This is a genomic window from Pontivivens nitratireducens (assembly GCF_014235845.1).
GTDB classification, from domain to species: Bacteria; Pseudomonadota; Alphaproteobacteria; order Rhodobacterales; family Rhodobacteraceae; genus Pontivivens; species Pontivivens nitratireducens.
In genome coordinates, this window is sequence record NZ_JACJUQ010000018.1 from 20,335 (window position 1) to 46,460 (window position 26,126).

Here is a 26,126-nt window from a genome sequence, read left to right on the forward strand (position 1 = left end):
TGATTTCCCTGCTTCTCTAGTCGATGCTTGTGCCCGCTCGCACCCCAAGCGACCCGAATGCTTCAGCCAGAACGTCGGCGATTCCGATCGCATTCGATGGATGCGGTATGGTGTCGGTGGTGATGATCCTTGCGGCACCGGCTGCCAGAATGTCATCATGTGCGGAACCGGCGAAAACCGCGTGGATCACGAGGCACACCGGCGCGCGGCTGCCCGCCGCAACGAGCCGTTCAATGGTGCGCACCAAGGTCCGTCCCGAAGAGGCGATATCGTCCAGGATCACGGGCGTGCCATCGCGCAACACGGCACTTTCCGGCACGCTGACCTCGACCTGACGGTCGCCGGTCCGGACCTTGCGCAGCACTTCATAGGGCCGTCCGGCCAGCCGGGCCACCTCGGCCACCCATTGCTGGCTTTCGCTATCGGGGCCCAAAAGAACAGCGTCGGGCAGGTTAGTCTTGATCCAGTTTGCAAGCAGTGGGGCGGAAACGGCGCGCACCGCTGGGATCGGGAAAACCTCCTCCAGCCGAGCGATCCGGTGCAGATGCGGATCGACCGTCACCAGCCAGTCGAAACTTTCACCCAGGAAGTGCGCGAAAAGCCGCGCGCTGACCGCCTGCCCAGCCTCGAAACGGCTGTCCTGCCGCATGTAACCGAGATAGGGTGCGATCAATCCGACGCGGCGCGCGCCCATCTCGCGGGCCGTCGCCGCGGCGAAGCGCAACGGCAGCGCATGATGGTCTGGATTGCGTAATGTCGCCAGGAGCGCCACGTCGGCCCCGTCCAGATCGCCCGGCAAGGTCATCAGGCTTTCGCCATCGGGGAAATGGTGCCAGTCGAGCGTGCGCAATTCCGCCCCCATCGCGAGTGCCAGAGTTTCGGTCAGTAGCTTCATTTCGGGAAACGGTATGAGGATCATGGGCCCTCCTCGGACAGCGTGAGAACCCCGGTTTGGGATTCGGCATAGGCCAGGGCATAGGCCAGTTCGCCCGCTGTCTCGGCATGGAGTTCATAGAGCGGCTGGCCCTCGTCCACCCGGTCGCCCAACCGCACCAGCAAGCGAATGCCTGCGCATTTCTGACGCGGCGCGCCTGCCAGCTTGGCGATGCGGGCGATCCGGCGGTTATCCACGGATGTCAAAAGGCCCGCGTGGGGGGCGTGTATCTCGATCCGCTGCGCCGCCGTTCCGGGTTCCCGGAACCCGCCCTGCGCCTCACAGATCGCCATGAACCTGGCCTCAGCCGCGCCGCTATCCAGCAGAGCCCGGGCCCGGTCTCGTCCCTGCCCCGCCACGCCGTCGGGAGCGAGGTCCAGAAGATGCCCGGCCAGATCCAGCGCCCTTTCGCGCAGGTCCGCAGGCGCATCGGGCGCGCGTCGCAGGACCGCCAGCACGTCGATGGCTTCCAGCGTCGGGCCGATGCCGCGCCCGACCGGAGCGATGCCGTCGCTGATATGCAGCGCCAGGTTCAGACCCAACGCATTGCTGACCGCTGACACACGGACGCCGAGTGCCTCGGCAGCCTTCTCAGAGCGCACCTTGGCCGTGGGTCCGACCGGCATGTCGATCAGGACATGCGTGGCACCCGCCGCGGCCTTCTTCGACAGTACGCTTGCCACCAACTGACCGGTCGAGTCGAAATCAAGCGGGCGTTCGACACGAATGAAATGATCGTCGGCGGGGCTGAGGGCGAGCCCGCCACCCCAGACGATGCACCCGCCTTCTGCTTCGACTACCCTGCGCAGCGCGGCGGCGTCGAGCGCAACGGGTGCCATGGCCTCCATCGTGTCGGCCGTCCCTGCCGGCGACGTGATCGCACGGCTGGACGTCTTGGGAATCAGGTGCCCCGCTGCGGCGATGATAGCAACCACGATCGGCGTCGTTCGATTGCCCGGCAAACCGCCGACGCAATGCTTGTCGAGAATGGTCCGCCCTCCCCAGTCGAGCGTCTGCCCGGCGCCCTGCATGGCGCGGGTCAGTGCCACGGTCTCGGGCTCATCCAGCCGCTCACCCGCACAGGCGGTGACGAAAGCGGCAAGCTCGAGATCGGACAGCCGGCTGTCGAGCGTGTCGCTCACGATTGCCGCGAACCCAGCCTGATCCAGCCTGTCGCCATAGGCTTTCGACCGGATCATCGACGCGGAAACGGGCGGTTCGGGATGAGAAAACGCTCCCTTGTCCCCTGCTCGCGCACCAAGCGCCGCCCAAGCCGAGGCGGACAGCGCCGCCTGATCCACGTCAAGCCACGCTCCGCGGCCAACGACATTCAGGGTTGCGATGATCCAACGGTCCTCCAGGTCGATCCGCACACGGGTCTGGGCCGCGAACCCCTCGGAGCGACAGATGTGGCAGTCTTCGTTCATATAGACGACCGGTTGCCGGTAGGTGTCGATCCCGGCGGGGACAAGAGCAAGCGTATCGGTCATCGCGGCCGGTCCAGATAGACGGATTCGAGGTGCTCCGGGACGCGCACGGATCGTCCAAGCTCGTGTTTGACGCGAAATCTCAGGGTGTCCGCAGCCGAAGGTTCCCCGTGGGTCAGATAGGTCATCGTGGGTGCGGGACCGGCGGACATCCAGCGCAGGATTTCGTCGGCATCGGCATGCCCGGAAAAGGACTGGAGCTGAACCACTTCGGCCTCGATCGGGAACTCTCGTCCGAACATGCGCAAGGTTCGCGCGCCATCGGCCAGCACCGCGCCACGTGTTCCGCCGGCCTGAAAGCCGGACAGCAGGATCGTGTTCCGCCTGTCGCCGCCAAAGCTTGCCAGATGGTGCAGGATGCGCCCGCCGGTCAGCATTCCGCTGGCGGAGACGATGATCATCGGGCCCTGGCGCGTGTTCAGATCCTTCGATTGCTCGACCGTGTTGACGCGCTTGGCAATCTCGAACATCGCGACGCAGTCTTCGCGGCTGACGTGATGCTCTGCGTGGTGGCGGTGATAGATATCGGTCGCATCCACGGCCATCGGGCTGTTGAGGAACACCGGTACATAGGGAATGTCCCCCCGCGCCATGAGCCGCGCGATATGCAGCATCACCCCCTGCGCCCGTCCGACCGCAAATGACGGGATCAGTACCGTGCCGCCACGGGCAAACGTGCGCTTCAGGACTGGGGCCAGTTCGGCCTCGGGGTCGGTATCGGGATGGGAGCGATTGCCGTAGGTGGATTCGCAGACCAGCACATCGGCTCCACCGAACGGTTTCGGCGGCCGCATCAGCGGATCGGGATCATGGCCCAGATCGCCGCTGAAATGGACGACCCTGTCGCCGATCTCGAAACGGATCTGGGCGGCGCCCAGAAGGTGCCCGGCCGGGATGAAACGGGCGGCGACCCCGTCGCCGAGGTCGATCCTCTGATCGAAGCCATGCGGCCGAAGGCGTTCCAGCGCCGCCTCTGCATCCTTGAGCGTATAGAGCGGTTTGGGGTTCTTGTGTTTGGAAAACCCCCTCCGGGCGGCAAAGCGCGCCTCTTCTTCCTGAATGTGTCCGCTGTCGGGCAGGATAAGCCCGCAAAGGTCTGCTGTCGCCTCGGTGCAGTGGACCCGGCCGCCGAACCCCGCCCGGATCAGCGCCGGCAGGTATCCCGAATGGTCGAGATGTGCATGTGTGAGCAGCACAGTGTCGATCGTGTTCGGACGCACGGGAAACGTTTTGCGGTTGCGTTCTCGCAGGTTCTTGAACCCCTGGAACAGGCCGCAATCCACGAGAATGCGCCGTCCCATGGCCTCGATCAGATAACGCGATCCCGTCACGGTCCCGGCGGCACCCAGAAAGCGTAGTTTCGGACGTGTGATTTGTGTCATGCCTAAGTCTCCCTATTCGCGATGGCGTTGAAGAGCCCGCCGAAGATCAACGCGGCCTACCAGCCATAGAGAAAGCTCTCGACCAGACCGACGATGAAGCCAAGCGGTGTCAGCCAGACGAACCCTGGCAGCAGGCCGGACCAGGTCTGGTACATCGCATAGCCGGGAAAGATCAGATCGAACGCGATGCAGACCAGATAGGTCACCGCCAGAAACAGGCTCAGCGCCCAGCCCAGCGGCACAAGTGGCAGGCGCGCGCGCCCCGTCGCGGTATCCGCGCCCATGACACATGCCCCGCACGTCATGCGCAGGGCCAGGAAAAGGATCGCCGCGACTGCGGTGAAATAGATGATAGGCATCATGGCTTGTTCCCTCCTCGCCGCCGGTGGGACCGGTCCGCAAGAGCCTTGCTATCCGGCGCCGCCGTGCCGTGGCTCGCGCGGGACGCAGATCCCGCGCGGGGGTGTCGTGTCAGTGGCCGCAGCAGCAGCCGGATTTGGCCGGCGTCTCCTTGGCGGATTCCGTGACGCGCGGCTCGGGCTTGGCTTGGCCCTGCGCGTCGGATTTGCCGCCGCAACATCCGGTCGATTTCTCGGCGGCGCTGGCTTGCTTCGGGGTATTGGAAAGACTGTCCATCTGGACCTCCTCTTGTTGCCTTCGTTCTATAGACGCGGCTCGACGGACAGCATTACAGGAATTCGGACATTGGCGCGTTTGCAGTGTGAGGATGCGGGCGGTCTCGCAGGCCGGAGGCAGTCGTTTGGCAGCTCCGACCGGGACGCCCGATCCGGGCTGGCATGGGTCGAGCGGTTCTGACAGCTACAGCAGTCGTCGCGCGGCCCAGCCAATCGCCTCCAGGCCACGCGCGCGCAAGCCGCGGCGGTGCCACGCCGGCTGGGTGATTTCAGCGGCCTCTGCGAGGTCGCCCAGATACTGCGCCTGCAGTTGCTCGGCCAGGGTCCGATCCCGAGCGATCAACACGAGCTCCTGGTTGATGAACAGGCTTCGGTAGTCGAGGTTTGCCGAGCCCACGATCGACCAAGCCGCGTCGATGACCGAAGTCTTGGCATGCAGTTGGCGCGGCAGGTATTCATAGACCCTCACGCCCGCCGACAGAAGGTGCGCATATGCAGCCCGAGTCGCCCAGCCGGCGACCGGCGGATCGCTCCGGCGGGGGACCAGCAAACGTGCGTCCACGCCGCGCCGGGCGGCGGCCTGAAGCGCGCGGTCGACCACGGTTCCAGGACTGAAATATGGTGAGGTCAGATAAACGTGGGTTTGCGCCATTTCGATCAGCCCCGCATGCAGACAGGCAAGCCGCTTGCGGCACAGGCGCGAGTAGCTCGGCACCAGCAACCCCTCGATCCCCTTGGTATCATCGGGAATCGCGCTGGCCGGAAGCTGGCCAGCGTCAAGCCAGAGTCGCTCGAAATGCCTGACAGCGAGCTCCACCAGCGGGCCCGCGACGCGCACATGGGTGTCTCGCTGACGGGTCTCGCCGTGAAGTCGGCGCGAGTTCAGTCGGCGTATGTTGAAACCGCCCAGGAATGCTTCCCGGCCATCGACGACCAGAAGCTTGCGGTGGTTGCGTTGCAGATATCTCAGCGGGTGCAGCAGGCTGAAGGGGCGAAACCAGCGGAACCGGACCCCGGCCTGTTTCAATTCGTGTCGCAGCCTGCGAAAGTTTCTCTGGCCGGCACCGAAGGCGTCGAGGTGCAGCCGCACGTCAAGGCCGGCGCGCGCTTTTTCCGCGAGCGCGGCCACGAAACGCGCGCCGACCTCGTCGGCCGCAAAGATATAGGACTCCATGCGGATATCGCGCGTCGCGCGCTCAATCGCGGCGATCATCTCGTCGAAAAGCACATCGCCTTCGACGAAAAGCCGGAACGTGCCCTCGCCCTCGCCGAGGTCCAGCACACACATCGCAGCGCGCGCATGTTTGCTCGACCGCGAGACGCCCGTTGCTTTGCGGCTGATACCGTCCGCCCGAATAAAATTTCTGTCAAAGACGCGCATGGTTCCCGCTTAGCGCATCGTGAATCTGGCAGCAACGTCAGGGTCGTCGACTGGTGCGCCGCTTCCTGATATGATGGCGCGAGAACCTGCTTTGATCTCGATGGTGGCGCGATGGCCAGGGCGGTCAGACACCGGACGGATCATGGAGACCGTGCTGGCACCAGACGCAATCGCAAACGACATGGTCGCAACTGCGGTCTTTGAGAGGTTCGCGATAGCGAAACCGGGCGAGCGGCAGCACGAGGCGCTTGGTAAACGACAGCCGATAGGCCGTCGCCAATACCGAGCGGGTGTCGTTGGCACCGAGTTTTCCGATCAGATAATCCAATCCGCGCGCGCCGGTCCGGTTGAACATGAACCGGTTGACCACGCCGGCACTCAGGCCCGGCTGCAAACTCTGCCGCCAGGCCCTGGAGTAGTCGGTGCCGCGTACCAGGCTCTCTGCCGCCAGTTGGCCCGTTCGCATCGCATAGCGCAACCCGAATCCTGCCAGCGCGTCCTGAAAACCCGCGTGCTCGCCGATCACCGGGTTTCCGCCCTGCATCGCTGTGCGTGGCAATCTGACATTCCCGAAACCGCCGAAGCCGCGCGCATTCTGCATTTGCAGCCCGGCGTGACGTTCGAAATACGACACCGTCGCTGCAAGATAGTGCGCCTGATCGCGAAAGCCCGTGAAGATGCAACTTGCCACCGTTCCGCGTCCTTCGTTCACGAGCAGATAGGCGTAGCCCTTCGGGGCAAGTTCCGGCCCAAACGCAAGCCAGGCACCATCGGGCATGGCCGTGTCAAAGACGTAGCCGACCGCGATGATATCAGCACGGCGCGGTCCGCCTGCCAGTATCATGTTCCCCGACGTGGCCGTGACCCGATCGTTGAACCGCACCTCGACACCGGCCGCCTGGGCCTGAGCCAGCAGGGCGCGGTCCAGCGACCCCGGCGCGCTGCCTCGCCGCAAGAGATAGAAGAGAGGCTTTGCTCCGTGCACCCGGTGGGTCCGTGCGCGGCTGTCGAAGACGACGCCTTCGGTAAGGCCGCTATGATCGAAATCGGCCTCTATTCCGGCCTCGGCGAGTTCGTCCAGAACGTCCTGCGCGTCGGTCCAGTTCTCCAGACCCTGAAAATCGTCATGGAAACGGTGACCGACATCCTTGTGCCATTCACGCACCGTGACCCGGCGGTTGGCCTTGGCCAGAACTATCGCGCAGACGAGGCCCGCGGGCCCGGCTCCAACAATTTCAATCTGGTCATCGCTGGCGGCGGAATGGTCGGGCACAGGTGCCATCATCCCGCCGCTTTCCGGCGCCCGGTACCCTCGTGCATTCTGGAGTCCAGAGTGCAACCGCAGGATCCACCGACCGGTACCATGCGGCAGAGGACAAGCCTGTCAACCAGTTTATGCGACGATGCCAGGCATCCTTCCTCTGCCGAACCTTGTGTAAACGCCTGCGGGGTCTGATCCCCCCGCAGGCCATTTCTCCATGATCTTCTGCACCACATCAGGGCCTTTCGAACATGCAGGAAACTTTTCCGGCCTGCAGGCCATGCAAATGGTGCGGAGCCTTGGCCGACAGTATTGATCATATGCCGTAGGCCCAAGCCGGAAGTCGGCCCATATGGATGTCGACGCTGCGGACACCAGACACGTTTTCCACCGCGACGCGAATGGCGTTCTCTTCGAAATCGCTGTCGGCAACGCCCCAGACCGCCACATTGCCGTTATCAACTGTGTAGTTAACCAGATTGACCGCTGCACCGGGCACCTCTTTGAGCGCCTCGTCAATCTTGGCGCGCAGCACACGATCATCGTTTGAGGGCTTGGAAAGTGCCCCGTCCGGAATTGCCGACAAGGCATGTAGCAAGTTTGCCCGACTGACGATTCCGACCACGCGCCCCGCACGCAGCACCGGCACCCGTTTGATCCGGTGCTTTTCCAGAAGACGCGCGATCTCGGCGACCGCCGTGTCCTCCTCGACCGAAACGACATCGCGGGTCATCACGTCAGTAACATGGTGGCTGTTGAGCTTGACAAAGTCGTGGGCGGAATCGCCCGACCCGCCCAGCAGTTCGAGCCACCAGGATCGGCGTGGGCCGTCGGTGTCGCGGACGCGCCGCATCAGGTCTCCTTCGCTGACCACTCCCTTGAGGGCGCCGTCCGCGTCTACGACGGGTAGCGCGCTGACGTGATGGTCGAGCATCAGTCGCACGGCGTCCTCGATTTTTCCGTCCTGCGGGACGGAGATCACGGACGTCGTCATAATATCCTTGGTTTGCATGTCGTTGCCTCCTTCGCAAGTAATGGGTCGATGCACCGATCAGGTGCCGATCACCAGTTGCAGGTCATCGCCCAAATCATAGGGTGGGATGTCAAGGTTGCGTGGTGCTGGTCCTTTCCGTATCCGCCCCGACGTGTCGTAATGCGATCCGTGACATGGGCAGAACCAGCCGCCGAATTCTCCGACTGCGGATCCGTCCTGACCCAGCGGTATACAGCCGAGATGGGTGCAGACACCGATAACGATCAGCCACTCACCAGCTTCGTCCGCCGTTCGGTTCTCGTCTCGCGCGGGAACGTCGCCACTCAGGTTCGGGTTCTCGCGCGCACTGTCGACAGTGTCGACAAGATCGTCGAGTTCGACCGCGCGCGCCGCCTCGATAGCCGCAACAGACCGGCGCCAGACGAAGACCGGGCGCCCCCGCCACTTGACGGTAATGCGCTGGCCCGGTTCGACGCCGGACAGATCGACCCTGACCGTACCGGAGGCGGTCACGTCGGCTGAGGGGTTCATCGAGTCAATCAACGGCCAGACCGCAGCCCCGACGGCAACTGCGCCTGTGGATGCCGTTGCATAATAGAGAAAATCGCGGCGTTCCTTTGCGGTTGCAGGAACAGGGTCGTCTTCGGCATGGGTCATTGTGAATCCTCCCGATTGGCGTTCATCTCGGATGCGACAACAGGGCTTTCGATGTGAACACCCGCGTCTACATGCAATACTTCGCCGGTGATGCCGCTGGTATAATCGCTGGCGAAAAGCAGCGCCGTGCGGCCCACCTCGTCGGCTTCTATGTTGCGCAGCAAGGGTGCTGCGCGCTTGGTCGCCTCTAGAAGGCCCGAAAAGCCGGTCAGCCCCGATGCCGCACGGGTCAGCACCGGACCCGCCGAAATAGCGTTGACACGGATGTTTGACGGCCCGAGTTCATGCGCGAGATAGCGCACCGTGGCTTCGAGCGCCGCCTTGACCGGCCCCATGACGTTGTAGTTTTCCACCACGCGTTCGCCGCCGAGATAACTCAGCGTGATCACGCTGCCACCATCGGTCATCAGCGGTTCGGAAAGATGCGCCATACGGATCAATGAATGAACCGAAACGGCCATCGCTTCCGAGAACCCCGCGGCAGAGCAGTCTGTCAGACGACCGTGCAGGTCGGCAGGGGGCACACTGCCAATGGCATGAAGAATGAAATCCAGCTTTCCCCAGCGTTCTGCGATGGCATCGAAAACGGCATCGAGTTCCTGTGGCGCCTTCACATCGCAAGGCAGGACGATGGGCGCTTCAAGCCGCGCGGCCAACGGTGTCACGTGGGTCTTGGTGCGCTCATTAACATAAGTGATGGCCAGCTCGGCACCCGCCTGCCGGAAGTGCAGAGCGGCGGGCCACGCCAGACTGCGTTCATTCGCGATGCCGATGACCAAGCCCTTGCGACCGGACAGGTCCAAAAGCTCCACGGGATCGCAGCATTCGGGGAAGTCAGGCATCTTCCGATTGAACCCGGGTATCGGCGGAGGCGTCCGGCACCTTCTTCTGTGCAGTTTGACGCTTCGCGGTCTTGCCGTGCTTATGCCCGCCGTGTCCATGCCCGAAGAGATGCAATGCAGCCATCCCGCCGATCACGAGGACCAGAACCCAGTTTTCGATAATCCATTCCATGATCCTTCACTCCTTGTTTGGTATGGCGGTCGGTTGGCCCGCTTGTGTGGTGGTGGCGATGGGGAAACTGCCGTACATCGCGCCAAAGACATGTGTGAGCCATGCATCGCGCGCTTTGCGCAAGGCACCGAGGTTTTCGCCGGTACGCGCGAACAACGCGCGTTCGGCAAGGATGGCGGGATGGTCTTTCGGCAGAGGATCCCGCGTCTCACGCACGGAGTCGGCTTGTGGATTTCACCAGCGCCATCCAAGGGTTCACACGCTCGGAAAACATCGTTCTGGTCCATCGCATCGGATGCAGGGCGCGCAGCATCTCGGCACTGGCAGGGGACGTCGCGGCCTTGATCCAAGGGCTAACAAATGTCGAATAAGCCGCCTCGTTGATCCGTGACATCTGCGCGACCTGGGCCAGCGCTCCATGGTCTGACCCAAAACCGAGATCGTCGACGTCGCGCGGCTCGAAACGCACGTCGTAGTCGTCGGTCTTGCGCTTTGCGCCCCCGGAAGGATTATCGATGACCATCTCATAAAGCCCGGGCGCCAGCGCCTCGACCGCCTCCAGGCTTTCCAGGATCGCCCGATGCTGAAGCCGCGCGACGGACCCGGAGACGAAGATGCCCAGATGCCCGACAGTCTCGTGCGTCATGTAGACGATGCGCTGTCCGGCAGCCTTGAGCGCATCGGTGTCAGGATATAGCTTGGCAATCCCGCCCAACGCCTGCTGCGGCGGGGTGATGTTGTCGCCCTCCGAGGCAAAGACGATGATCGGGTTGCGGATCCGTTTCAGATCGATGGTACAATGCGCGTCCAGTTGCATCTCGCCCTGCTCCAGTCGATTGCCGATGAAAAGGTTCTGAGTGATGCCGAGAATTTCCTCGCGGCTCAGCGTATAGTAGCCATTCCACCAGCGTTCGAAGTCGAGGAACCGTTCACGTTCGGTATCGGCATGGGAAAAGAGGTTGGCGTATTTCTCCCAGATCGCCTTTTCAGGTTGCAGGGTCTCGAAGTTCTGCGCCAGCCACGCGCCGTCGAACCGCCCGTCGCCCAGATCGGCGATCATGTGCGCCGCCCAGGATCCGCCCGAGAGCGCGCCGAGCATCCGCATCGGGCTGGTGGCCGCGTCGCCCGACCAATAACTGAGCGGAGAGCCGTTCAACACGATGGGCCCGGTCAGACCGTCGCAATCGGCGGCCAGCAGGGCGGCGGCCCAACCGGCCTGACAATTGCCGTAGAGCACGGGTGCCGCGTTCGGGTGACGGCGGGCGACTTCGGTGACGAAGTCACGCAGTGCATAGTGTACGTCAGCCAGCGTCTGGCCGGGCATGGGTTCTGGAAAGAAGATCACGAAATAGACCGGATGGCCCTCGTGCATCGCCATGCCGACTTCGCTGTCATGCTTGAAGCCGCCGATACCCGGCCCATGTCCCGCGCGCGGATCAATGACGATGACCGGCGGCTTTGCCTCGTCCACGCAATCGTCCCAGCAATCTTCGCCTGCCCGCGTGATCCGGAGCAGTGCATAATTGGCGGGCCGTTCAAAAGTGCGGGCATCCAGCAGAAGCTCATAGTCGAAATCCAGAAGCGGCGGCATGCCCTGACGTTCATGTGCGATCATGTTGTCGGCGTGTTCGCGTAACGTGTCGAGGAACAGCACCCAGCGTTCAAAGGCGTCCTGAGCGTAGGGCACATTGGCACCAGCGGAGGGCCGTTTAGTCTCAGGTGCCGTAAGTTGCTCCGGCGTCACAGTCGCAAGGCGCAAGCTCTTATTCATTGTTGGCTTCCTTCTGTTCATAGATTTCTCTGGATGGCCGCCCTGCAAGAAGCGCAAGTGCGAGGTTCTTTGCGACATCCTCGCGCAGACCGGTCAACAGGTAGGCCGCATCACCGGGCTTGAGGCCCAGTGCGCGCGCCGCTAATTCCGGGGGTTGCTTCAAGATTTCCATGCGCTGGAACAACGCCAATGCCATCGGGGCGTCTGGATGCGCGGAGGCCTCTGCACAATTGCATATCATCCGCGACATGAACTCCGGAACGGCGGCATTCCGCGACGGTTCCGTTGCTCCCGAACGAAAATTCGTCGTCTCCCGTGGCATGATCCCAGTCCTCCTGCTGTGCTGGCCCAAGGCGTAGTCACAAAAGAAGACGTCGATTGGCGAAAAACGTTACAGAACCGACCGCGTTTCGATCAGGAATTCTGCTGCCCTGCTTCGCAATCGGTTTCGTGCTCGGCGTTCTTGCAACCCTCAGGCTGACAATAGCAATCGTCACGGTCATCCCGGCAGCAAGCGCCACAATGATTTGTCAGCGCCTCGCGCAGAGCCGTGCGCGCCCGGTGTAGCCTAACGCCAAGCGCGTTGCGGGTTAGTCCAAGGTCGCGCGCCACATGCTCACGGTCTTCTTCGCCGAAGTCGATGCGCCGGATCAGTTCCGAATCCGCCGGGCGCAGTTCGGAAATCAGACCGCCATGACAGGTGCAGAGCCGTGCCATCTGAGTCGGCGCATCAGCGGTCCAGTCTTCCGGCTCGCGCGCCACCGCCGCGGCCAGTTGGTCACGGCGCGTGCCTTTGCGGAAATGGTCATTCAACGTGGAGCGCAGGATCGCATAGAGCCAGGCATCCATCCGTTCGACGTCTCTGAGTTGGTCCTTGCGCTGCAGCACGCGGATGCTGAAATCCTGCAGGACATCCTCTGCATCCGCCCGGTTGCCAAGCCGTTTGATCAGGAACCCCAGAAATGCGCCACGTCCATCGAGCAACGCACGTTCCGTCGAGGTGTCAGGTACCTTCGGTTTTTCGGTGTCGAGCGATGCCATGACATTCCTGTCCTAATTTTCCGATATTTGCACTGTTGTCGACATGATCATCGCGTCGAGCGTGTTCAATGCTTGCAGGCGTTCACACAGATCAAATTCGCCATGCTCCGTCCCGCCGTATCGAAGGCCAAGACCCACTCTTCCCCTCTGCTAGGAAGCCTCTCACCAACCTTGTCCACAGTCACCAGGCCACATCAATCTATTGATTTAGCGAATTATATCCTATTATGCTCCGCTTTTCTGGCTTTGCGTTCTACCGCTGAGATTGACGAGAACTATACCCGCAATGACCAATACGATCCCGGAAAACTGCACGGCGGAAAGACGCTCGCCAAAGAACAGTGCCCCGATGGTGAGACCGAATATCGGCACCAGGAAGCTGAACACAATCGCCCGGTTCAGTTCCACTTCCTCCAGTACCGAAAACCACAGCCAGTAAACCAGTGCAGAGCCAAACAAGGCCAAGCCCAACAGCGACATTACGAAAACAGATGTCCATTGGATGGCCGTCTGATCTTCAAGGAGAAGCGCCGCCACGGCAAGAGGCACGCTGCCGATCAGCATCTGAAAGCCCATTGCAAAAAGTCCATCGACCTGACCTGCGATGGATTTGATCGCCACGTTGCTGACAGTCACTCCAACCGCAGCCAGAACGATGTAGGCAAAACCGATGGCCGTCCCGTCTCGCGCTCCATCGCCCAATTGTGGCAAGGCGATCACAAGTATTCCCGCGAAACCGATCAATAGGCCACCCCAACCGACCCTCGCCAGTCGCTCTCCAAGCCATGCAACGCCCAACATTGTCGCAAGCAGCGGCTGAGCGTTGGCGATAACCGTGGCGAGCCCGGGAGATACAAATTCTGCCGCATGAAACATGCCGAGAAATCCCAGACTGGTCGCGCCAAGGCCGACGACACCCAGTGTCACCCACGTGCGCCAACCACGCGGAAACGGCCGCTGCAGCCACACCGCAACAAACACCAGGGTGGCCGCAGCCAGAATTGCCCGCAGTGTCGCAAAGGTCAAATGCGGCGAATATTGCAGCCCTGCCGTGATCAGCGGAAAGCACGCCGCCCACAAGAGCATGGCCAGAACGATCTTGGTTATTGTCGTCGGCGACATCGGGATTTCCTTTTTTCAGGTCAGAACCGGCTGGAATTGCGGAGATCTTCCGGCGTGCCAAGTCAGTGTAGAATGATAAGTTTTTCTCGTAGTTGATGATCGCAGTCGCAAGTGTCAACAATTGCGGTGCGGCGGCTTGGCGACAGTGATTGGACGAACCAAACAGACGTTTCAGCGACTGAAACCTTACTGGTTATTAAGACAAACGTCTGATGACCTGTGCTTTATGAGTTCCAGGATGCACGTATAATGAAAGAAACGCAGACGTTTGTGGCAGACGGTGTAACGCATCCGACTTACGAGCGTCGTATTTTGCAGAGGTGTGTGATGAAAAATGACCAAGGCGACAAATTTTCCTTAGTTGACCAGTCCGACGTCGCTGCAAAATCCACCGACGCGGCCGTTCGCCACGCGTTGGTGGAAGGCAGACATCAAATTCTGAAATTCCTGCGTCGGCGACTGGGTGATCCAGAGGCGGCAGAGGATGTCCTGCAAACATTTATGCTGCGGGCCATCGACCGCTCAGAGCAACTTCGTGATGTGCGCGCCGTTCGCGGCTGGCTCAGTCAGATCCTTGCGTCGTCCATAGCGGACCATGGCCGCAAGGTTTCGCGACAGCGACAGAGGGAGGTGGTCATGGCCCCGACCGACCTGGAAGGCGTCCATCACGATTTTGACGAAGAACTGGACGAGGTTATCTGCAATTGTCTCTACAAGTTGTTGCCAACGCTCAAACCGGAATATGCCGAAGTCATCTGGCGGGTCGATCTTCAGGAACAACCGCGAGAGGACGTCGCCAAAGACCTTGGGATCACGTTGAACAACCTCAACGTCCGCGTTCACCGGGGCAGGCAGGCATTGAAGACAAGGTTGCAGCAGATGTGCCTGACCTGCCCGGTTCACGGCTTTCTTGATTGCGATTGCGACGCGGCAGAGAAGGTCCGCGCCCGCCTCGAAGGCCTTGCGGACGAAAGCGAAATCTGAAGAACACGCAGAACCGCGGAGCGATCCTCGGAGCTTTAATGCTGCTGCCTTACACGCGTGCCTGAGACCGAAGCCGCAATCGAAAGATGATCACGATCGCGTTTGATAAGTCGTGGGCTCATGTCCTTCGGCGAACAATAGGCTGCAATCGGGCAAATGTGTACCGAAAGCGCTTGGACCGATACGCCCAATCGGCGCTTTCCTGCTTTCAGGTGCCGACGCAATATGGCTGCGCGCTGTAACAAACACTAGCGCCGGTCGTCTTTTTGAGAGCCGGGGTCGTTCGATGCCCCTTCCAAACTCAGACAAACGCGGAGGCACCGATCATGTCCAACAGCGAAATCCCACCTGATGAGCAGTTTGAATTGCATGACGGCGCGAGGCAGCTTCCACGCCTTGGACCCGGAAGGGCCGTGATGTGGTTACTTGCCAAATTGCTCAGCCGTCTGGTTCGGAACGGTCACCTGACTGTTATCGACCCCTGTTGTGGGACTTGGCGTTTCGGTGGCGGTGACGGCCCTGCCGTTTCAGTCCGATTGACCGACAAGGCGCTGCCTGCGCAACTTCTTGCAAACCCCAGTCTGGCGCTTGGCGAGGCCTATATGGATGGAACGCTCCGCATCGAGACCGGCAGCCTGCGCGACCTTCTTTCGATTTGCATGGCTGACCTCGACGCCGTCGACGCTTTGCCCGGGAAACGGATCAGGCAAGGGCTGGACGCTTTTTTGAGCCGCAGGTTGCATCACAACCCGATCAACCGGGCCCGCTGCAACGTGGCGCACCACTATGATCTCTCGACCGAACTCTACGACCTCTTTCTTGACGCGGACCGACAGTATTCATGCGCCTACTTCGCCACAGGCAATGAAACTTTGGACGAGGCGCAAGCCCTCAAGAAACGACACATCGCTGCAAAGCTGCTGCTGCGGCCCGGCCTTGACGTTCTCGATATCGGCTCGGGCTGGGGGGGCTTGGCGCTGGAGCTTGCCCAACAGCATCAGGCCCGCGTGACCGGTCTGAGCCTGTCTACCGAACAGATCGTGGCCGCCCGCGCCAGCGCAACGCAGTCCGGCCTGTCCGAACAGGTCGCCTTTAAACTCCGCGACTACCGGCAAGAGAAAGGCCAGTATGACCGTGTCGTTTCGGTGGGCATGTTCGAGCATGTGGGCCGCAGTGGATTTGATGACTATTTCAGCACGATCCGAAGGGTTCTCAAGCCGGATGGAGTCGCGCTTGTACATGCGATCGGTACGATGGCACCCAAAGGTGGCAGCGATGCGTGGATCAGGAAATACATTTTCCCCGGTGGCTATCTTCCGTCACTGTCCGAAACGATCTCGGCGGCGGAACGTTCTGGGCTTTGGGTCACCGATGTCGAGGTCCTGCGCCTGCATTATGCAGAGACCCTGCGGCACTGGTCCGAACGCTTCGCAGCCGAGCGCGGGACCGCGCGGAGGCTTTACGACGAACGGTTCTGCCGCATTTGGGAATTCTATCTGGCTGTCTGCGAAATGGCATTCCGGCATGGCCGGTTGATGGTGTTCCAGCTCCAGTTGGCCAAACGCCGCGACACCGTTCCGTTGACGCGGAATTACATCGCGGACGCTGAGGCAGATCACCACTGCCACATCAGGGCACTCGGCAAACAAATAGGGAGAGCAAGATGACAGGCATGTTTTTCACAGTCTCGACGTCTCGCGTAACATCTTCAGCTTCGAGAAGAAATTTCTTGTAATCGTTTTTCTTTTTGGGCGTCTTCGACTAAACGTGGTCAAAAACGGACGGCGCGCACCTGATTGGGGCGCAGCACCCGAACGGGAAAAACCGGCCAAGCACGACAGGAGCCAGGGCGGACATGAGTGAACTGACGCAATACGCCATTCTGCTCGGCCTGACGCTTGGCACGGTCGGGCTGGTCCTGAGCCTCTATGCCCTCGCCCGTGCGATCGGGCGGGCGCGGGCGGAACCGGCCAAGGATGTGCCCGCAACCGCCGGCACTTTGGCGCGCGATCCGGTCTGGGTCCGATACCACGCCAAGTATTACGGCTATGCGCTCCTGTTTCTGGCCTTCGATATGGAGATGGCCTTCATGTACCCCTGGGCGGTCGTTTACCGCGAAGAGGGGCTGGTCGCCCTGCTCGACATGGGCGTTTTTCTCGCGATCCTGTTTCTCGGCCTGCTCTATGGATGGAGCCAGGGCGCGCTGAGGCGGCAATGATGGATTTGTCCGGGGCACGTCAGGGTCTGTTGCGCGGTTTCCGCGGGTTGGTCGCCGGGGCCATGGCGCGGGATTTGCGCGCGTTCGTGGTGCCTGGAGAGGACGTCGCGAATGCGCTTGGTCTCGATCTGGACGCCGCAGGGCTGATCCGCGCGGTGACGCCGCGCCACGCGAACGTCTTGCTGATCGCGGGGCCCTTGCCCACTGCGCTGGCCGATGCGGCCAGCGTCGTCTGGGCCCAGATGCCGCGACCCCGGTGCATTCTCGCGCTTGGTGAGGCCGATCTTGGCCCTCTGCCCACTGCCGACGTGACGGCGGAGATGTCGCAGGCGGGCCTGATCTCCGGACTGGAGGATCTGCGCAAACTGCTCTGCAATGGGGCTTTTGCACCAGACATCGCGGAATTTGATGCGCCTGCCCTGTCGGAGCGGATCGAATACACCTGCCCCATGCATCCGGAAGTCATTTCGGACGAACCCGGCAAATGCCCGAAATGCGGGATGTTCCTTGTGGAACGCCGCGTTTCCGGCGCGGCGTCGCACGGCCATGAGGGCCATGAGGGCCATGAAAAATCGTCCGCGGTTTCCACGCAAGCAGAAAAGGCCCATCATCAGTCGGATGCTGTGACAGGCGCCGAGACGTCCGCCTCCTATGTTTGCCCGATGCACCCGGAAGTGACCTCGGACACGCCCGGTTCCTGTCCAAAATGCGGCATGGACCTCGTCCCGCAGGCCGAGGCCGGAGAGCACGTGCACCACGGCCATCACGCCGAACCGGCCACGGAGCCGACAGGCCCCTATACCTGCCCCATGCACCCGGAGGTCACCTCTGACACGCCCGGCTCCTGCCCGAAATGCGGCATGGACCTCGTCCCGCAGGCCGAGGCCGGGGAACACGCGCATCACGAACATGGCCATCACGCCGAACCGGCCGCAGAGCCGAAAGGCCCCTACATCTGCCCGATGCACCCGGAGGTGACTTCCGACACACCCGGGTCCTGCCCTAAGTGCGGCATGGACCTCGTCCCGCAGGCCGAGGCCGGGAAACATGCGGACCACGGCCACGGCCATCACGCCGAACCGGCCACGGAGCCGACAGGCCCCTACACCTGCCCCATGCACCCGGATGTCGCCTCCGACACACCGGGTTCCTGCCCCAAGTGTGGCATGGACCTCGTCCAGCAGGCCGAGGCCGGAAAGCATGCGCATGGTGGACATGGCGGTCACAAGCACCACAAGGACATGCCAGCGCAAGAGGGCCAAGGAGAGCACGCCGCGCATGGCGCCCACGAACAGCAGGATGCGCATGGCGCGCATCATGGCCACACAGGCCACGGCGCGGCGCCAGACATCCCGGGGATCGAACCGCATTTCATGTCAATGGTCGAACTCACCGAAGGCAAACCGGTCAGCCCCGACGGATTGGTCATGGAATGGATAGACGCGCCCTTTGGCCCCTTCTTCCCGGGTCTTCCGGGCGGTCTGCACCTGGACCTGACCCTCGATGGAGACAGCGTCGCGGGCACCGCGGTCAGAGGGATGAAGATGGCGGCGCTGCCATCAGGCGTTGCTCTCGAAGACTTCGCTGATCATCTTGCGGACGCGGTGCCCTTGTCGCCGGTGGCAATGCGCGAACTGGCTTGCCGTGCTGCCGAGAAGGCTACCGGACAAACTGCACCCAAGGACACTCTGGCCGCCCGCGCCGCAGCAGTGGAACGCGAACGGATTGCAAGCCATCTCAACTGGCTGGCCGGGTTGGCTCGACAAGCGGGCCTTGCACCGCTGGGGCGCCGGGCGGCGGCCATGGAACACCGCGTCCGGACGGCTAAAGCGGATGAGGTGGCAGAGCAAGCAACTTCTATAACGAGCCTTCTGTACGGTGCACTCAACCGATCACTTATGGGACCAAAACTGACCGGGATCGGGACGCTTCAGGGAGCATCGGAAGGTCCTGTGGCACGTGCGGCGGACCATGCGTCCGATGCCAGACACGGCGACGGGGTCTACGACGAATTAGGTTTCGAACCGATCACGCAGGATGAAGGCGACGCCATGGCGCGGCTCCGCCAGCGCTGCGCAGAAATCGGGCAAAGCCTTGACCTGATATCGGCGGCGGGCGCGACCGCGATGCCAGAGATGCCGCGTGCAACAGGCGACGGCCACGGCACGGCAACGTTGGAAACACCGCGCGGACCCGCAACGCTGCACCTGACATTAAAGGGCGGTACAGTCGCCTCGGCCCATCTGAAGACGCCGTTCTCCGACCTCGCCGCGCATGTGCCCGACCTGATAAAGCAGATGGAACTTGCCGACGCACTGACCGCAATCGCCTCGCTCGATCTCGATCCCTGGAGCGCGACCCAATGAGCATCGCGGTGATTATCCTCGCTCTCGCGATCGGCTGCTACGCCGTGGCCGTTCTGGAAGGCTGGGCCGTCCATGGACGCCTCAGCCTCACACGGCCGGCGACCTCGGCGCTAGCGCTGCTGGGCCGCGAACAGATCCTGCCGCGCACATCTGACAGGCTGTTTTTCGAGGCTGGCCCGGTCCTCTTGCTGGTCGCGGGCCTGTTGTCAGTCGCCGTTATCCCACTGGCACCGGGGCTGATCATCACCGATCTGGCCATCGGCGCGTTGTTTCTGAACGCCGCGCTGGCTTACGTGCTGGTTGCGCTTATCATGGCCGGCTGGGGGCCGAACGGGGCCTACGGGATGATCGGCGGCTGGCGCTTTCTGGGCCAGTTCGTCGCCTATGCCATGCTGATCGTGATGCCCATAACGGCAGTTGCGATGCGGGCCGAGTCGCTCTCCACCACGCAGATCGTCCTGTCGCAGGCGGCCTTGTGGAACGTCGCCTATCAGCCCATCGGCTTCGTCCTGTTCGTCATCGCGGCGATGGGTGTCGCCTGGCTGCCGCCCATCGACCTGCCCACCGGCGGCGGCGATCTGGCGGGTGGAGTCGAGGCCGAATACACCGGCGCGCGGCTGGCCGTCCTGCGACTGGCGCGGCTTGTGATCATCGTCGCACTGGCCAGCGCGACCGTTACCTTCTACCTCGGCGGCTGGCTTGGACCGTGGCTGCCGGGCTGGGCCTGGACTGCGCTCAAGACACTTGGTGTAGCGGCCGCGATGCTGATGCTCGGGCCGCGCCTGCCGCGCCTGCGCGAGGCGAAGTATCTGGAACTGAGCTGGAAGCTCGGCATCACCCTGGCGCTGGCCAATATCTTCCTTGTGGGCGTCATCGCCCTCGTGGTGCCGATATGAGCCTTGCCACCGCTCTGTTTCTCGCCTTTTTCGGCACCGCCGCGATCTGGTTCGGGGTGGTCGTCTTTCGCACACATTCGATGGTGCGTTCGGCCATTGCGCTCCTGTTCAGTCAGACCGCCATCGGGGCGATGTTCCTTGTCATGCAGGCCGAATTTCTGGGCGTGCTCCAGATCATGATGATGGCCACGGAGATGAGCGTCATGGCGATTTTCATGGTCATGTTCATGATGGACCCCGGCGGCATGGGCAAGATGGACATGACGCACCAGAAACGCCTGTCGCTCTGGGCGGGCGGGATTGGCTTGGTCGCCGCACTGGTGGTGATCTGGACCGCCGGCTGGCAAGGCCCCGTGCCCGACGTGCCCGGGGCCGATGAACAGGCGCGCTTGCTGGGCCGCGAACTGCTGGGCCGCTCCATGTTCATTTTTGAAAGCGCGGCGCTGATGATCCTGACCGCGATGATCGCGGCGACCATGGTCGCGATCGCCCCGCAAGAAAAGGATAGCCAATGATCCCGGAACTCATGATCGCGCTCAGCGTCGGTGCGGCGCTTTTCGGCGTTGGCCTCTATGGTGCGCTCAGCCAGACCAACCTTGTGATGATCATCATGGGGGTCGAGTTGATCCTTGCCGCGGCACTGCTCAATCTCGTGGCGTTCTGGCGCTATCTGCACCCCGATGTGACAGCGGCGAAGATGTTCGTGCTGATCGTCATGGCGGTGATGGCGGTCGAGATGGCCGTGGGTTTCGGCATCGCCATCGCCCGGTTCCGCTCGCGCGGGTCGGTCGAGATGGAAGAAGCGCGGGAGCTCAGGGGGTGATCTGGCTTTCGCTGACGATCCTCGCGCCTTTGGGCGCGGGCCTGACGACACTTGCGCTCCGGCGCATGCCCGAGGCGATTGCGCTGACCGGTGCGGCCTTGGGCCTTGCCGGGGCGATTGCTCTGTTGGCCGGGGTGGCGGGCGGTGCGGATGTCACGGCCACCCTGCCCTTCCTGCCGGACCTGCCGATCCGGCTGGTGGCCAACCCGCTGACGGCAACGCTGGCGCTGGTCGTCGCGACCGTCGCGGCGATGGTCCTGACCTATGCGGCGGGTTACATGTCCCATGACCCCGAGCGCCCCCGCTTTTTCGGCACCATGCTGATGTTCGTGGCCGCGATGCAGCTTCTGGTGCTGTCGGGGGACTGGATCACCCTGCTGGCCGCGTGGGAGATGATTGGTTTTGCCTCCTACCTTCTGATCGGCTTCTGGCATAGGCGAAAGGGCGTGCCCGGAGCGGCCATGCGGGCATTCCTCTATACCCGGACGGCCGATCTGGGCCTCTACCTCGCGGCCTTCCTGCTGATCGGTATCGCCGGAACCTCCGAGATTTCGGCCACGCTTTCCACCACCGGCACCCCGGCGCTGATCGCAGGGCTGCTGCTCTTGTTTGCGGCGATGGGGAAGTCGGCGCAGGTGCCGATGCAGGACTGGCTGATGCGGGCGATGGCGGGGCCAACGCCGGTGTCTGCCCTGCTCCACTCGGCCACGCTGGTGGCGGCGGGGGCGATCCTGCTGATCCGGACCGCGCCGATGCTGCCCGGCGGCGCGCTTCTGGCCATCGGGATTGTCGGCGGGGCGACGGCGGTGATTGCCGGGCTGATGGCACTGGCCGCAACAGACCTCAAGCGTCTGCTCGCGGCCTCGACCGCCAGCCAGTACGGGCTGATGCTGATCGCGGTGGGGGCCGGCGCGCCCGTTGCCGCGCTTTTGCATCTGATCGCGCATGCCGCGATCAAATCGGCGCTCTTTCTCGGCGCAGGCGTCTTTCAGCACGACCGCGAGAGCACCGATCTGGACACGCTTGCCGGCGCGGGCCGCGCCCGGCCCGGCATTTTTGCGGGCTTTGCACTGGCCGCGCTGGCGCTGGCCGGGCTGCCACCGCTCGCCGCCTTCTATTCCAAGGACGCAATCCTCGCCGCGGCTCTCGATAGCCCCTCTGCCGCGTGGTTTCTGCCGCTGGCCCTTGCTGGGTCGGTGCTGACCGGGGCTTATATGGGCCGGGCATTGAAGGTGCTGTGGTCCGGCACGCCGGAGAAGCCCCGCGATAAGGTGCCGCTCATGGCCGTCGGCATGGGCGTTCTCGTGATACTCGCCGCGACTCTGGGCTTCGCTTTCAAACCGCTGGAGGCGATGCTGGGCGCGCATCTGGCCGAGCCCGGCTGGATCGTCCCGGCCATGGGGCTGGCGGTGGGTCTGGCCGGGCTGGCGCTTGGCTGGCTGCTGGCCCCCGCCCGCCTTCTGGGTCCGCTGCTTGCGCCAGCACGAAACGGCTTCCCGCTCGCAGGTGGCATGGACGCCCTCGTGGTCCGCCCGACGCTGGCCCTGGCACGGCTCTGCGACCGCCTGGATGCCTGGATCATCCGCCGTGTCGTGCTGGGCGGCATCGTCGCAGGTACACAAGCATTGTCACGCCGGATCGAACGCGCCGAAGACAGTCTTCTGGCGCTGCTCAACGCGGTGGGCAGGCTCAACCTGTCCCTCGGGCTGGCCAGCCTGCGTTTTGACCGCGACACCATCGATCGTGCGATCTTTGGCCTTGTCGATCGCACAATCGCCCTCGGCACCCGCGCCCGCCGTCTGCAAAGCGGCCTTATCCACCGCGAAATGGCGCTGACCGTCGCCGGAATCGCTCTCGTCACCGGCGTACTCCTCGCCGCCCCGTTCTACTTCTGAGGATCGCGCCCATGCCGCTTCTGACCATTGCCACCTTCCTGCCCATCCTTGCCGGTCTCGCGCTCATGGCGCTGCCCGACCGGTCCACGCGAACGGCACATGCGGTGTCCATCGCCGCCACGGGGGCCGTGTTCCTGATCACACTGGCAATCTGGGCGCGCGGCATCGTGGCCGGAGACTTCGCCCAGGTCGAGGAAATCGCCTGGATCCCCGCCATCGGCGCGGCCTACCGGCTGGGCGTGGACGGATTGAGCCTGCCTCTGGTGCTGCTGACCTCGCTTCTGTTTTTCCTGTCGGCGTTGTATTCGGCGCGGATCGGGGAGCGGGCGGCCTCCTATGTGGTGCTCATGCTGATGCTGGAAACCGCCTCGCTCGGCACGTTCATGGCGCTTGACGGCCTGCTCTTCTACGTCTTCTTCGAGGTCTCGCTGGTCGGCATGTACTTCATGATCGCAGGCTGGGGCTATGAAGAGCGTCAGCGGGCCGCACTCATGTTCTTTCTCTACACGCTTCTGGGCTCGCTGCCGCTCCTGCTGGCGATCATCGGGCTTTACCTCGGATCGGGCACCTTCGACATGCGTGTCTGGGTCGAGGGCACCGCACTGGGCGGGCTTCCTGCCATGCTGGCGCTGATCGCGATGCTCGTGACCTTCGCGGTCAAGATCCCGGCCTTCCCGGTCCACACCTGGCTTCCGGCGGCGCATGTGCAGGCGCCCACGGCGGGCAGCGTGATCCTGGCCGGCGTGATGCTGAAATTCGGTACCTACGGGCTTGTGCGCTTTGCCTACCAGATGACGCCCGAGGCCTTCGCACAGGCCGGACAGGTGATCCTCGCCTTCGGGGTGGTCAGCGCGCTATACGGGGCCTTCGCGGCACTGGCGCAGAGCGACCTGAAAAAGATGATCGCCTACACGTCCGTTAACCATATGGGGTACGTGGTGATGGGCGTCGCCATTGCTGCACTGGCGACAGAGCCGCGCATCCGGACCATCGCATTGGATGGCGCAACCCTGCAAATGGTCAGCCACGGTCTGGTCACGGGCGCGCTCTTTTTCCTTGTGGGGATGTTGCAGGACCGGGCCCATACCCGCGGAATCGGCGATTTCGGCGGGCTGCTGGGCCGTGTGCCGTGGCTTGGCTGGGCCTTCATCCTGTCGGCTTTCGCCTCTCTCGGGCTGCCGGGGCTCGCACACTTCCCGGCCGAATTCCAGATCTTCCTTGCCACGCTGAACGGCATGCCCTGGGGGTTGATCGCGATCCTGGCCATCGTGATCACCGCAGCACTCTACCTGCGCGCCATCGCCGGCGTCTTCCTGGGCGAGATGAACGACAAATGGGCCGACATGCCGGATCTGGATAGGCGTGAAAAGCTAGTGATCCTGCCGCTTCTCGTCCTGACCGTTCTGATCGGTGTCGCGCCCGGCTGGCTGATTGACATGATCCACACCACTATGATGGGCCTCGGCAACTGATGGAGATGGGCCGCGATCTTGCCCTTCTGGCGCCGGAGCTGACGCTGGCCGCCGCGGCGATGCTGATGATCGTTGCGGAGATGTTTCGCGCGGCGCGGCTGGTGCTGGCCATCGGGCTGGCCGGGCTTGCGGCGGCGACGATCCTGACGCTGCCGATGCTGAGCGTCGACGCCACCGTCTTCGGCGGCACCTACCGGATCGACCTGATTTCGGGCTGGGCCAAGCTGATCCTGCTGCCCGGCACCGCACTGTCCCTGCTGCTGGTCCGGGCCGAGATTGCTGGCCGCCGGCGCGAGGGCAGCGTTCAATCCCTTGTCGTGCTGGTGACCCTCGGCGCGCTGATGCTGTCGGGGGCGGGCGACATGATGGTGGTGGTGATCGGTGTCGTGCTCACCGGTCTGGGCTCTTTCGCGCTTGTGGCCTGGCCGCGCGACGATGCGGCCACCGAAGCGGCGATGAAATACCTCGTCTTCGGGGCGGTCACCGGATCGGTGATGATCTACGGGCTGACCTTCTGGTTTGGGGGCTCCGGTTCGACGCTGTTTTCGAAACTTGGCCAGTTGCAGGGCCAGACACTTGTGATCATCACCGGGCTGATCGCCATCATCGTCGGTCTGGGTTACAAGGGAGCTCTGGTGCCGTTCCATTTCTGGGCACCGGACGCCTATCAGGGGGCGCCCGTCTCGATCGCGGCCTACCTGTCCGTCATCACCAAGGCGGCCGCCTTTTTCGCCTTCGCACAGGTCCTGCGCGACCTGCCCCGTGACGGTGGCTGGCCTCTGGCACTGGCGGTGATCGCGGCGGCGACAATGACCTATGGCTATCTCGCCGCACTGGTGCAGACCTACCTTGTGCGCCTCATCGCTTATTCCTCGGTGGCACAGTCGGGATATTTCCTGATGGGCGTCGTGGCCCTTGGGGCCAGCGGCTTTGCCGTTCCGGGCATTCTGGTCTTTGCCGCCGCCTACGTGGCGATGAACCTCGGCGCCTTTGCGGTTGTCCTGCTGGCCGGGCGCAATCTGGGCGATCTTGAAGGCTTTGGTCGCACCCATCCGTGGCTCGGCGCGGCGATGGTGGTGTTCCTGCTGTCACTGACCGGCATCCCGCCGCTTTTCGGTTTCGTGGGCAAGTTCTACCTGCTCTCGGCAGCGGTCGAGGCCGGGTATCTGTGGCTTGCGATCATCGGCATCCTGAACTCGGTGCTGGCGCTCGGGGTTTATCTGCGGCTGGTGGTGCCGATGTATCGAACTTCTTCGACAGAGCACCCATCAGAGGTGGGCGCTGTTCTGGCCCAAGGAACAGTCGTAGTCACCGTGCTTGTCACGCTTCTTATGGGGTTCGCGGCCGGGATCCTGCCCGGGCCGTAGACCAGACATCGGCATGGATTTGAAGGTGACCGGGCCAGCCCGCCGGTTTGAGACGCGTTCAAGCGAAGAGCATCGGACATTCGCGCGCGCACTTTTTGCGCGCGATGATGTAGATGGGTGTTGTCACGTTAACTCGCCGAATTTGCAAGTTGGCAAGCTGTTCGTTGATCAAGCGGCCTGTGCCGCGGATTTCCACGCCTCGAATGCTTCGAGCCGATGGTAGCGGATGGTGAGCGCAGAGCGGCGGCGGGCTGGGACAGAGAAACTATTGCGGGTTGCAGACTTCATAGATACGAAGCGTTGTAATCCACCCGGCGATCGGAAGCCTTGCATCACCCGCTCTCGTTTTCGGAAGGGCAAGTGGCTGTTTTCTGCGCGGTTATTGAGTCCCTTGTGTGACCAATGATCAAGGCCAGGCGCGACCTC

At 62.9% G+C, this 26,126-nt stretch carries 27 protein-coding genes; 10 read left to right on the forward strand and 17 right to left on the reverse strand.

The window, feature by feature from the left end; translation table 11 throughout:
* Positions 1–16 precede the first annotated feature (16 nt).
* The 16 genes from H1S03_RS15160 to H1S03_RS15230 all read right to left on the reverse strand — a co-directional run bounded on the left by H1S03_RS15160 (position 17) and on the right by H1S03_RS15230 (position 13,679).
* Positions 17–919: a ribose-phosphate diphosphokinase gene (locus H1S03_RS15160; protein WP_043847455.1), complete on the reverse strand. Its 903-nt coding sequence runs from the start codon at positions 917–919 to the stop codon at positions 17–19.
* A complete protein-coding gene (locus H1S03_RS15165) occupies positions 916–2,424 on the reverse strand; it encodes a thymidine phosphorylase family protein (RefSeq protein ID WP_043847457.1) in 1,509 nt (502 codons plus the stop codon). Before H1S03_RS15165 ends, H1S03_RS15160 begins: the two co-directional genes overlap by 4 nt.
* Positions 2,421–3,803, reverse strand: a complete 1,383-nt coding sequence (locus H1S03_RS15170; protein WP_043847458.1) for an MBL fold metallo-hydrolase — start codon at positions 3,801–3,803, stop codon at positions 2,421–2,423. Before H1S03_RS15170 ends, H1S03_RS15165 begins: the two co-directional genes overlap by 4 nt.
* 56 nt (positions 3,804–3,859) lie before the next feature.
* Positions 3,860–4,165, reverse strand: coding sequence for a hypothetical protein (locus H1S03_RS15175; protein WP_185805111.1), 306 nt, complete (start codon positions 4,163–4,165; stop codon positions 3,860–3,862).
* 109 nt (positions 4,166–4,274) lie between these two features.
* Positions 4,275–4,439, reverse strand: coding sequence for a hypothetical protein (locus H1S03_RS15180; RefSeq protein ID WP_157835932.1), 165 nt, complete (start codon positions 4,437–4,439; stop codon positions 4,275–4,277).
* Positions 4,440–4,622: 183 nt separating this feature from the next.
* A complete protein-coding gene (locus H1S03_RS15185; protein WP_221892721.1) occupies positions 4,623–5,819 on the reverse strand; it encodes a phospholipase D-like domain-containing protein in 1,197 nt (398 codons plus the stop codon).
* Positions 5,820–5,943: 124 nt separating this feature from the next.
* Positions 5,944–7,104 (reverse strand): NAD(P)/FAD-dependent oxidoreductase, encoded by a 1,161-nt coding sequence (locus tag H1S03_RS15190; RefSeq protein ID WP_221892722.1) that lies wholly within the window; start codon positions 7,102–7,104, stop codon positions 5,944–5,946.
* A 292-nt stretch (positions 7,105–7,396) separates the two neighbouring features.
* Positions 7,397–8,092 carry a CBS domain-containing protein gene (locus H1S03_RS15195; protein ID WP_185805113.1) on the reverse strand — a complete coding sequence of 232 codons (696 nt, stop codon included), beginning with the start codon at positions 8,090–8,092 and terminating at the stop codon, positions 7,397–7,399.
* Between the two features lie 39 nt (positions 8,093–8,131).
* Positions 8,132–8,731: a ubiquinol-cytochrome c reductase iron-sulfur subunit gene (petA, locus tag H1S03_RS15200; RefSeq protein WP_185805114.1), complete on the reverse strand. Its 600-nt coding sequence runs from the start codon at positions 8,729–8,731 to the stop codon at positions 8,132–8,134.
* Positions 8,728–9,573, reverse strand: coding sequence for an enoyl-ACP reductase FabI (gene fabI, locus H1S03_RS15205; RefSeq protein WP_185805115.1), 846 nt, complete (start codon positions 9,571–9,573; stop codon positions 8,728–8,730). Before fabI ends, petA begins: the two co-directional genes overlap by 4 nt.
* The gene (locus H1S03_RS15210) at positions 9,566–9,745 is read right to left on the reverse strand and encodes a hypothetical protein (RefSeq protein WP_017469950.1); all 180 of its coding nucleotides are present in this window, start codon (positions 9,743–9,745) and stop codon (positions 9,566–9,568) included. Before H1S03_RS15210 ends, fabI begins: the two co-directional genes overlap by 8 nt.
* 6 nt (positions 9,746–9,751) lie before the next feature.
* Entirely contained in the window at positions 9,752–9,961 is a 210-nt protein-coding gene (locus H1S03_RS17540) for a DUF3141 domain-containing protein (protein WP_249777945.1), read from the reverse strand.
* Positions 9,954–11,516 (reverse strand): DUF3141 domain-containing protein, encoded by a 1,563-nt coding sequence (locus H1S03_RS15215; RefSeq protein WP_249777946.1) that lies wholly within the window; start codon positions 11,514–11,516, stop codon positions 9,954–9,956. Before H1S03_RS15215 ends, H1S03_RS17540 begins: the two co-directional genes overlap by 8 nt.
* Entirely contained in the window at positions 11,509–11,838 is a 330-nt protein-coding gene (locus tag H1S03_RS15220; RefSeq protein ID WP_185805116.1) for a hypothetical protein, read from the reverse strand. The genes H1S03_RS15215 and H1S03_RS15220 overlap by 8 nt, the downstream gene beginning before the upstream one ends.
* Before the next feature lie 92 nt (positions 11,839–11,930).
* Positions 11,931–12,557, reverse strand: a complete 627-nt coding sequence (locus H1S03_RS15225) for an RNA polymerase sigma factor (RefSeq protein ID WP_185805117.1) — start codon at positions 12,555–12,557, stop codon at positions 11,931–11,933.
* Positions 12,558–12,782: 225 nt separating this feature from the next.
* Positions 12,783–13,679, reverse strand: coding sequence for a DMT family transporter (locus tag H1S03_RS15230; protein ID WP_017469163.1), 897 nt, complete (start codon positions 13,677–13,679; stop codon positions 12,783–12,785).
* 249 nt (positions 13,680–13,928) lie between these two features.
* Between H1S03_RS15230 and H1S03_RS15235 the strand changes: the two genes are divergently transcribed.
* From H1S03_RS15235 to H1S03_RS15280, 10 genes are all read left to right on the forward strand, one after another.
* Entirely contained in the window at positions 13,929–14,663 is a 735-nt protein-coding gene (locus tag H1S03_RS15235; RefSeq protein ID WP_223228153.1) for an RNA polymerase sigma factor, read from the forward strand.
* Positions 14,664–14,989: 326 nt separating this feature from the next.
* Positions 14,990–16,330, forward strand: coding sequence for an SAM-dependent methyltransferase (locus H1S03_RS15240; protein WP_185805118.1), 1,341 nt, complete (start codon positions 14,990–14,992; stop codon positions 16,328–16,330).
* A 188-nt stretch (positions 16,331–16,518) separates the two neighbouring features.
* Complete coding sequence (locus H1S03_RS15245; RefSeq protein WP_017468394.1) at positions 16,519–16,881, forward strand: NADH-quinone oxidoreductase subunit A; 363 nt, start codon at positions 16,519–16,521, stop codon at positions 16,879–16,881.
* Positions 16,878–19,247: a heavy metal-binding domain-containing protein gene (locus H1S03_RS17400; protein WP_221892723.1), complete on the forward strand. Its 2,370-nt coding sequence runs from the start codon at positions 16,878–16,880 to the stop codon at positions 19,245–19,247. Before H1S03_RS15245 ends, H1S03_RS17400 begins: the two co-directional genes overlap by 4 nt.
* The gene (locus H1S03_RS15255) at positions 19,244–20,143 is read left to right on the forward strand and encodes a complex I subunit 1/NuoH family protein (protein ID WP_088665111.1); all 900 of its coding nucleotides are present in this window, start codon (positions 19,244–19,246) and stop codon (positions 20,141–20,143) included. The genes H1S03_RS17400 and H1S03_RS15255 overlap by 4 nt, the downstream gene beginning before the upstream one ends.
* Positions 20,140–20,658 carry an NADH-quinone oxidoreductase subunit J family protein gene (locus tag H1S03_RS15260; protein WP_017469393.1) on the forward strand — a complete coding sequence of 173 codons (519 nt, stop codon included), beginning with the start codon at positions 20,140–20,142 and terminating at the stop codon, positions 20,656–20,658. The genes H1S03_RS15255 and H1S03_RS15260 overlap by 4 nt, the downstream gene beginning before the upstream one ends.
* Entirely contained in the window at positions 20,655–20,966 is a 312-nt protein-coding gene (nuoK, locus tag H1S03_RS15265; protein WP_088665110.1) for an NADH-quinone oxidoreductase subunit NuoK, read from the forward strand. The genes H1S03_RS15260 and nuoK overlap by 4 nt, the downstream gene beginning before the upstream one ends.
* The gene (locus H1S03_RS15270; protein ID WP_088665109.1) at positions 20,963–22,861 is read left to right on the forward strand and encodes an NADH-quinone oxidoreductase subunit 5 family protein; all 1,899 of its coding nucleotides are present in this window, start codon (positions 20,963–20,965) and stop codon (positions 22,859–22,861) included. The genes nuoK and H1S03_RS15270 overlap by 4 nt, the downstream gene beginning before the upstream one ends.
* 11 nt (positions 22,862–22,872) lie before the next feature.
* Positions 22,873–24,333, forward strand: a complete 1,461-nt coding sequence (locus H1S03_RS15275; RefSeq protein ID WP_088665108.1) for a complex I subunit 4 family protein — start codon at positions 22,873–22,875, stop codon at positions 24,331–24,333.
* The gene (locus H1S03_RS15280; protein WP_249777947.1) at positions 24,333–25,700 is read left to right on the forward strand and encodes an NADH-quinone oxidoreductase subunit N; all 1,368 of its coding nucleotides are present in this window, start codon (positions 24,333–24,335) and stop codon (positions 25,698–25,700) included. Before H1S03_RS15275 ends, H1S03_RS15280 begins: the two co-directional genes overlap by 1 nt.
* 168 nt (positions 25,701–25,868) lie before the next feature.
* Here the strand turns inward: H1S03_RS15280 and H1S03_RS17405 are convergent.
* A partial coding sequence (locus H1S03_RS17405) for a DDE-type integrase/transposase/recombinase (RefSeq protein WP_221892724.1) occupies positions 25,869–26,126 on the reverse strand: 258 nt, incomplete at its 5' end.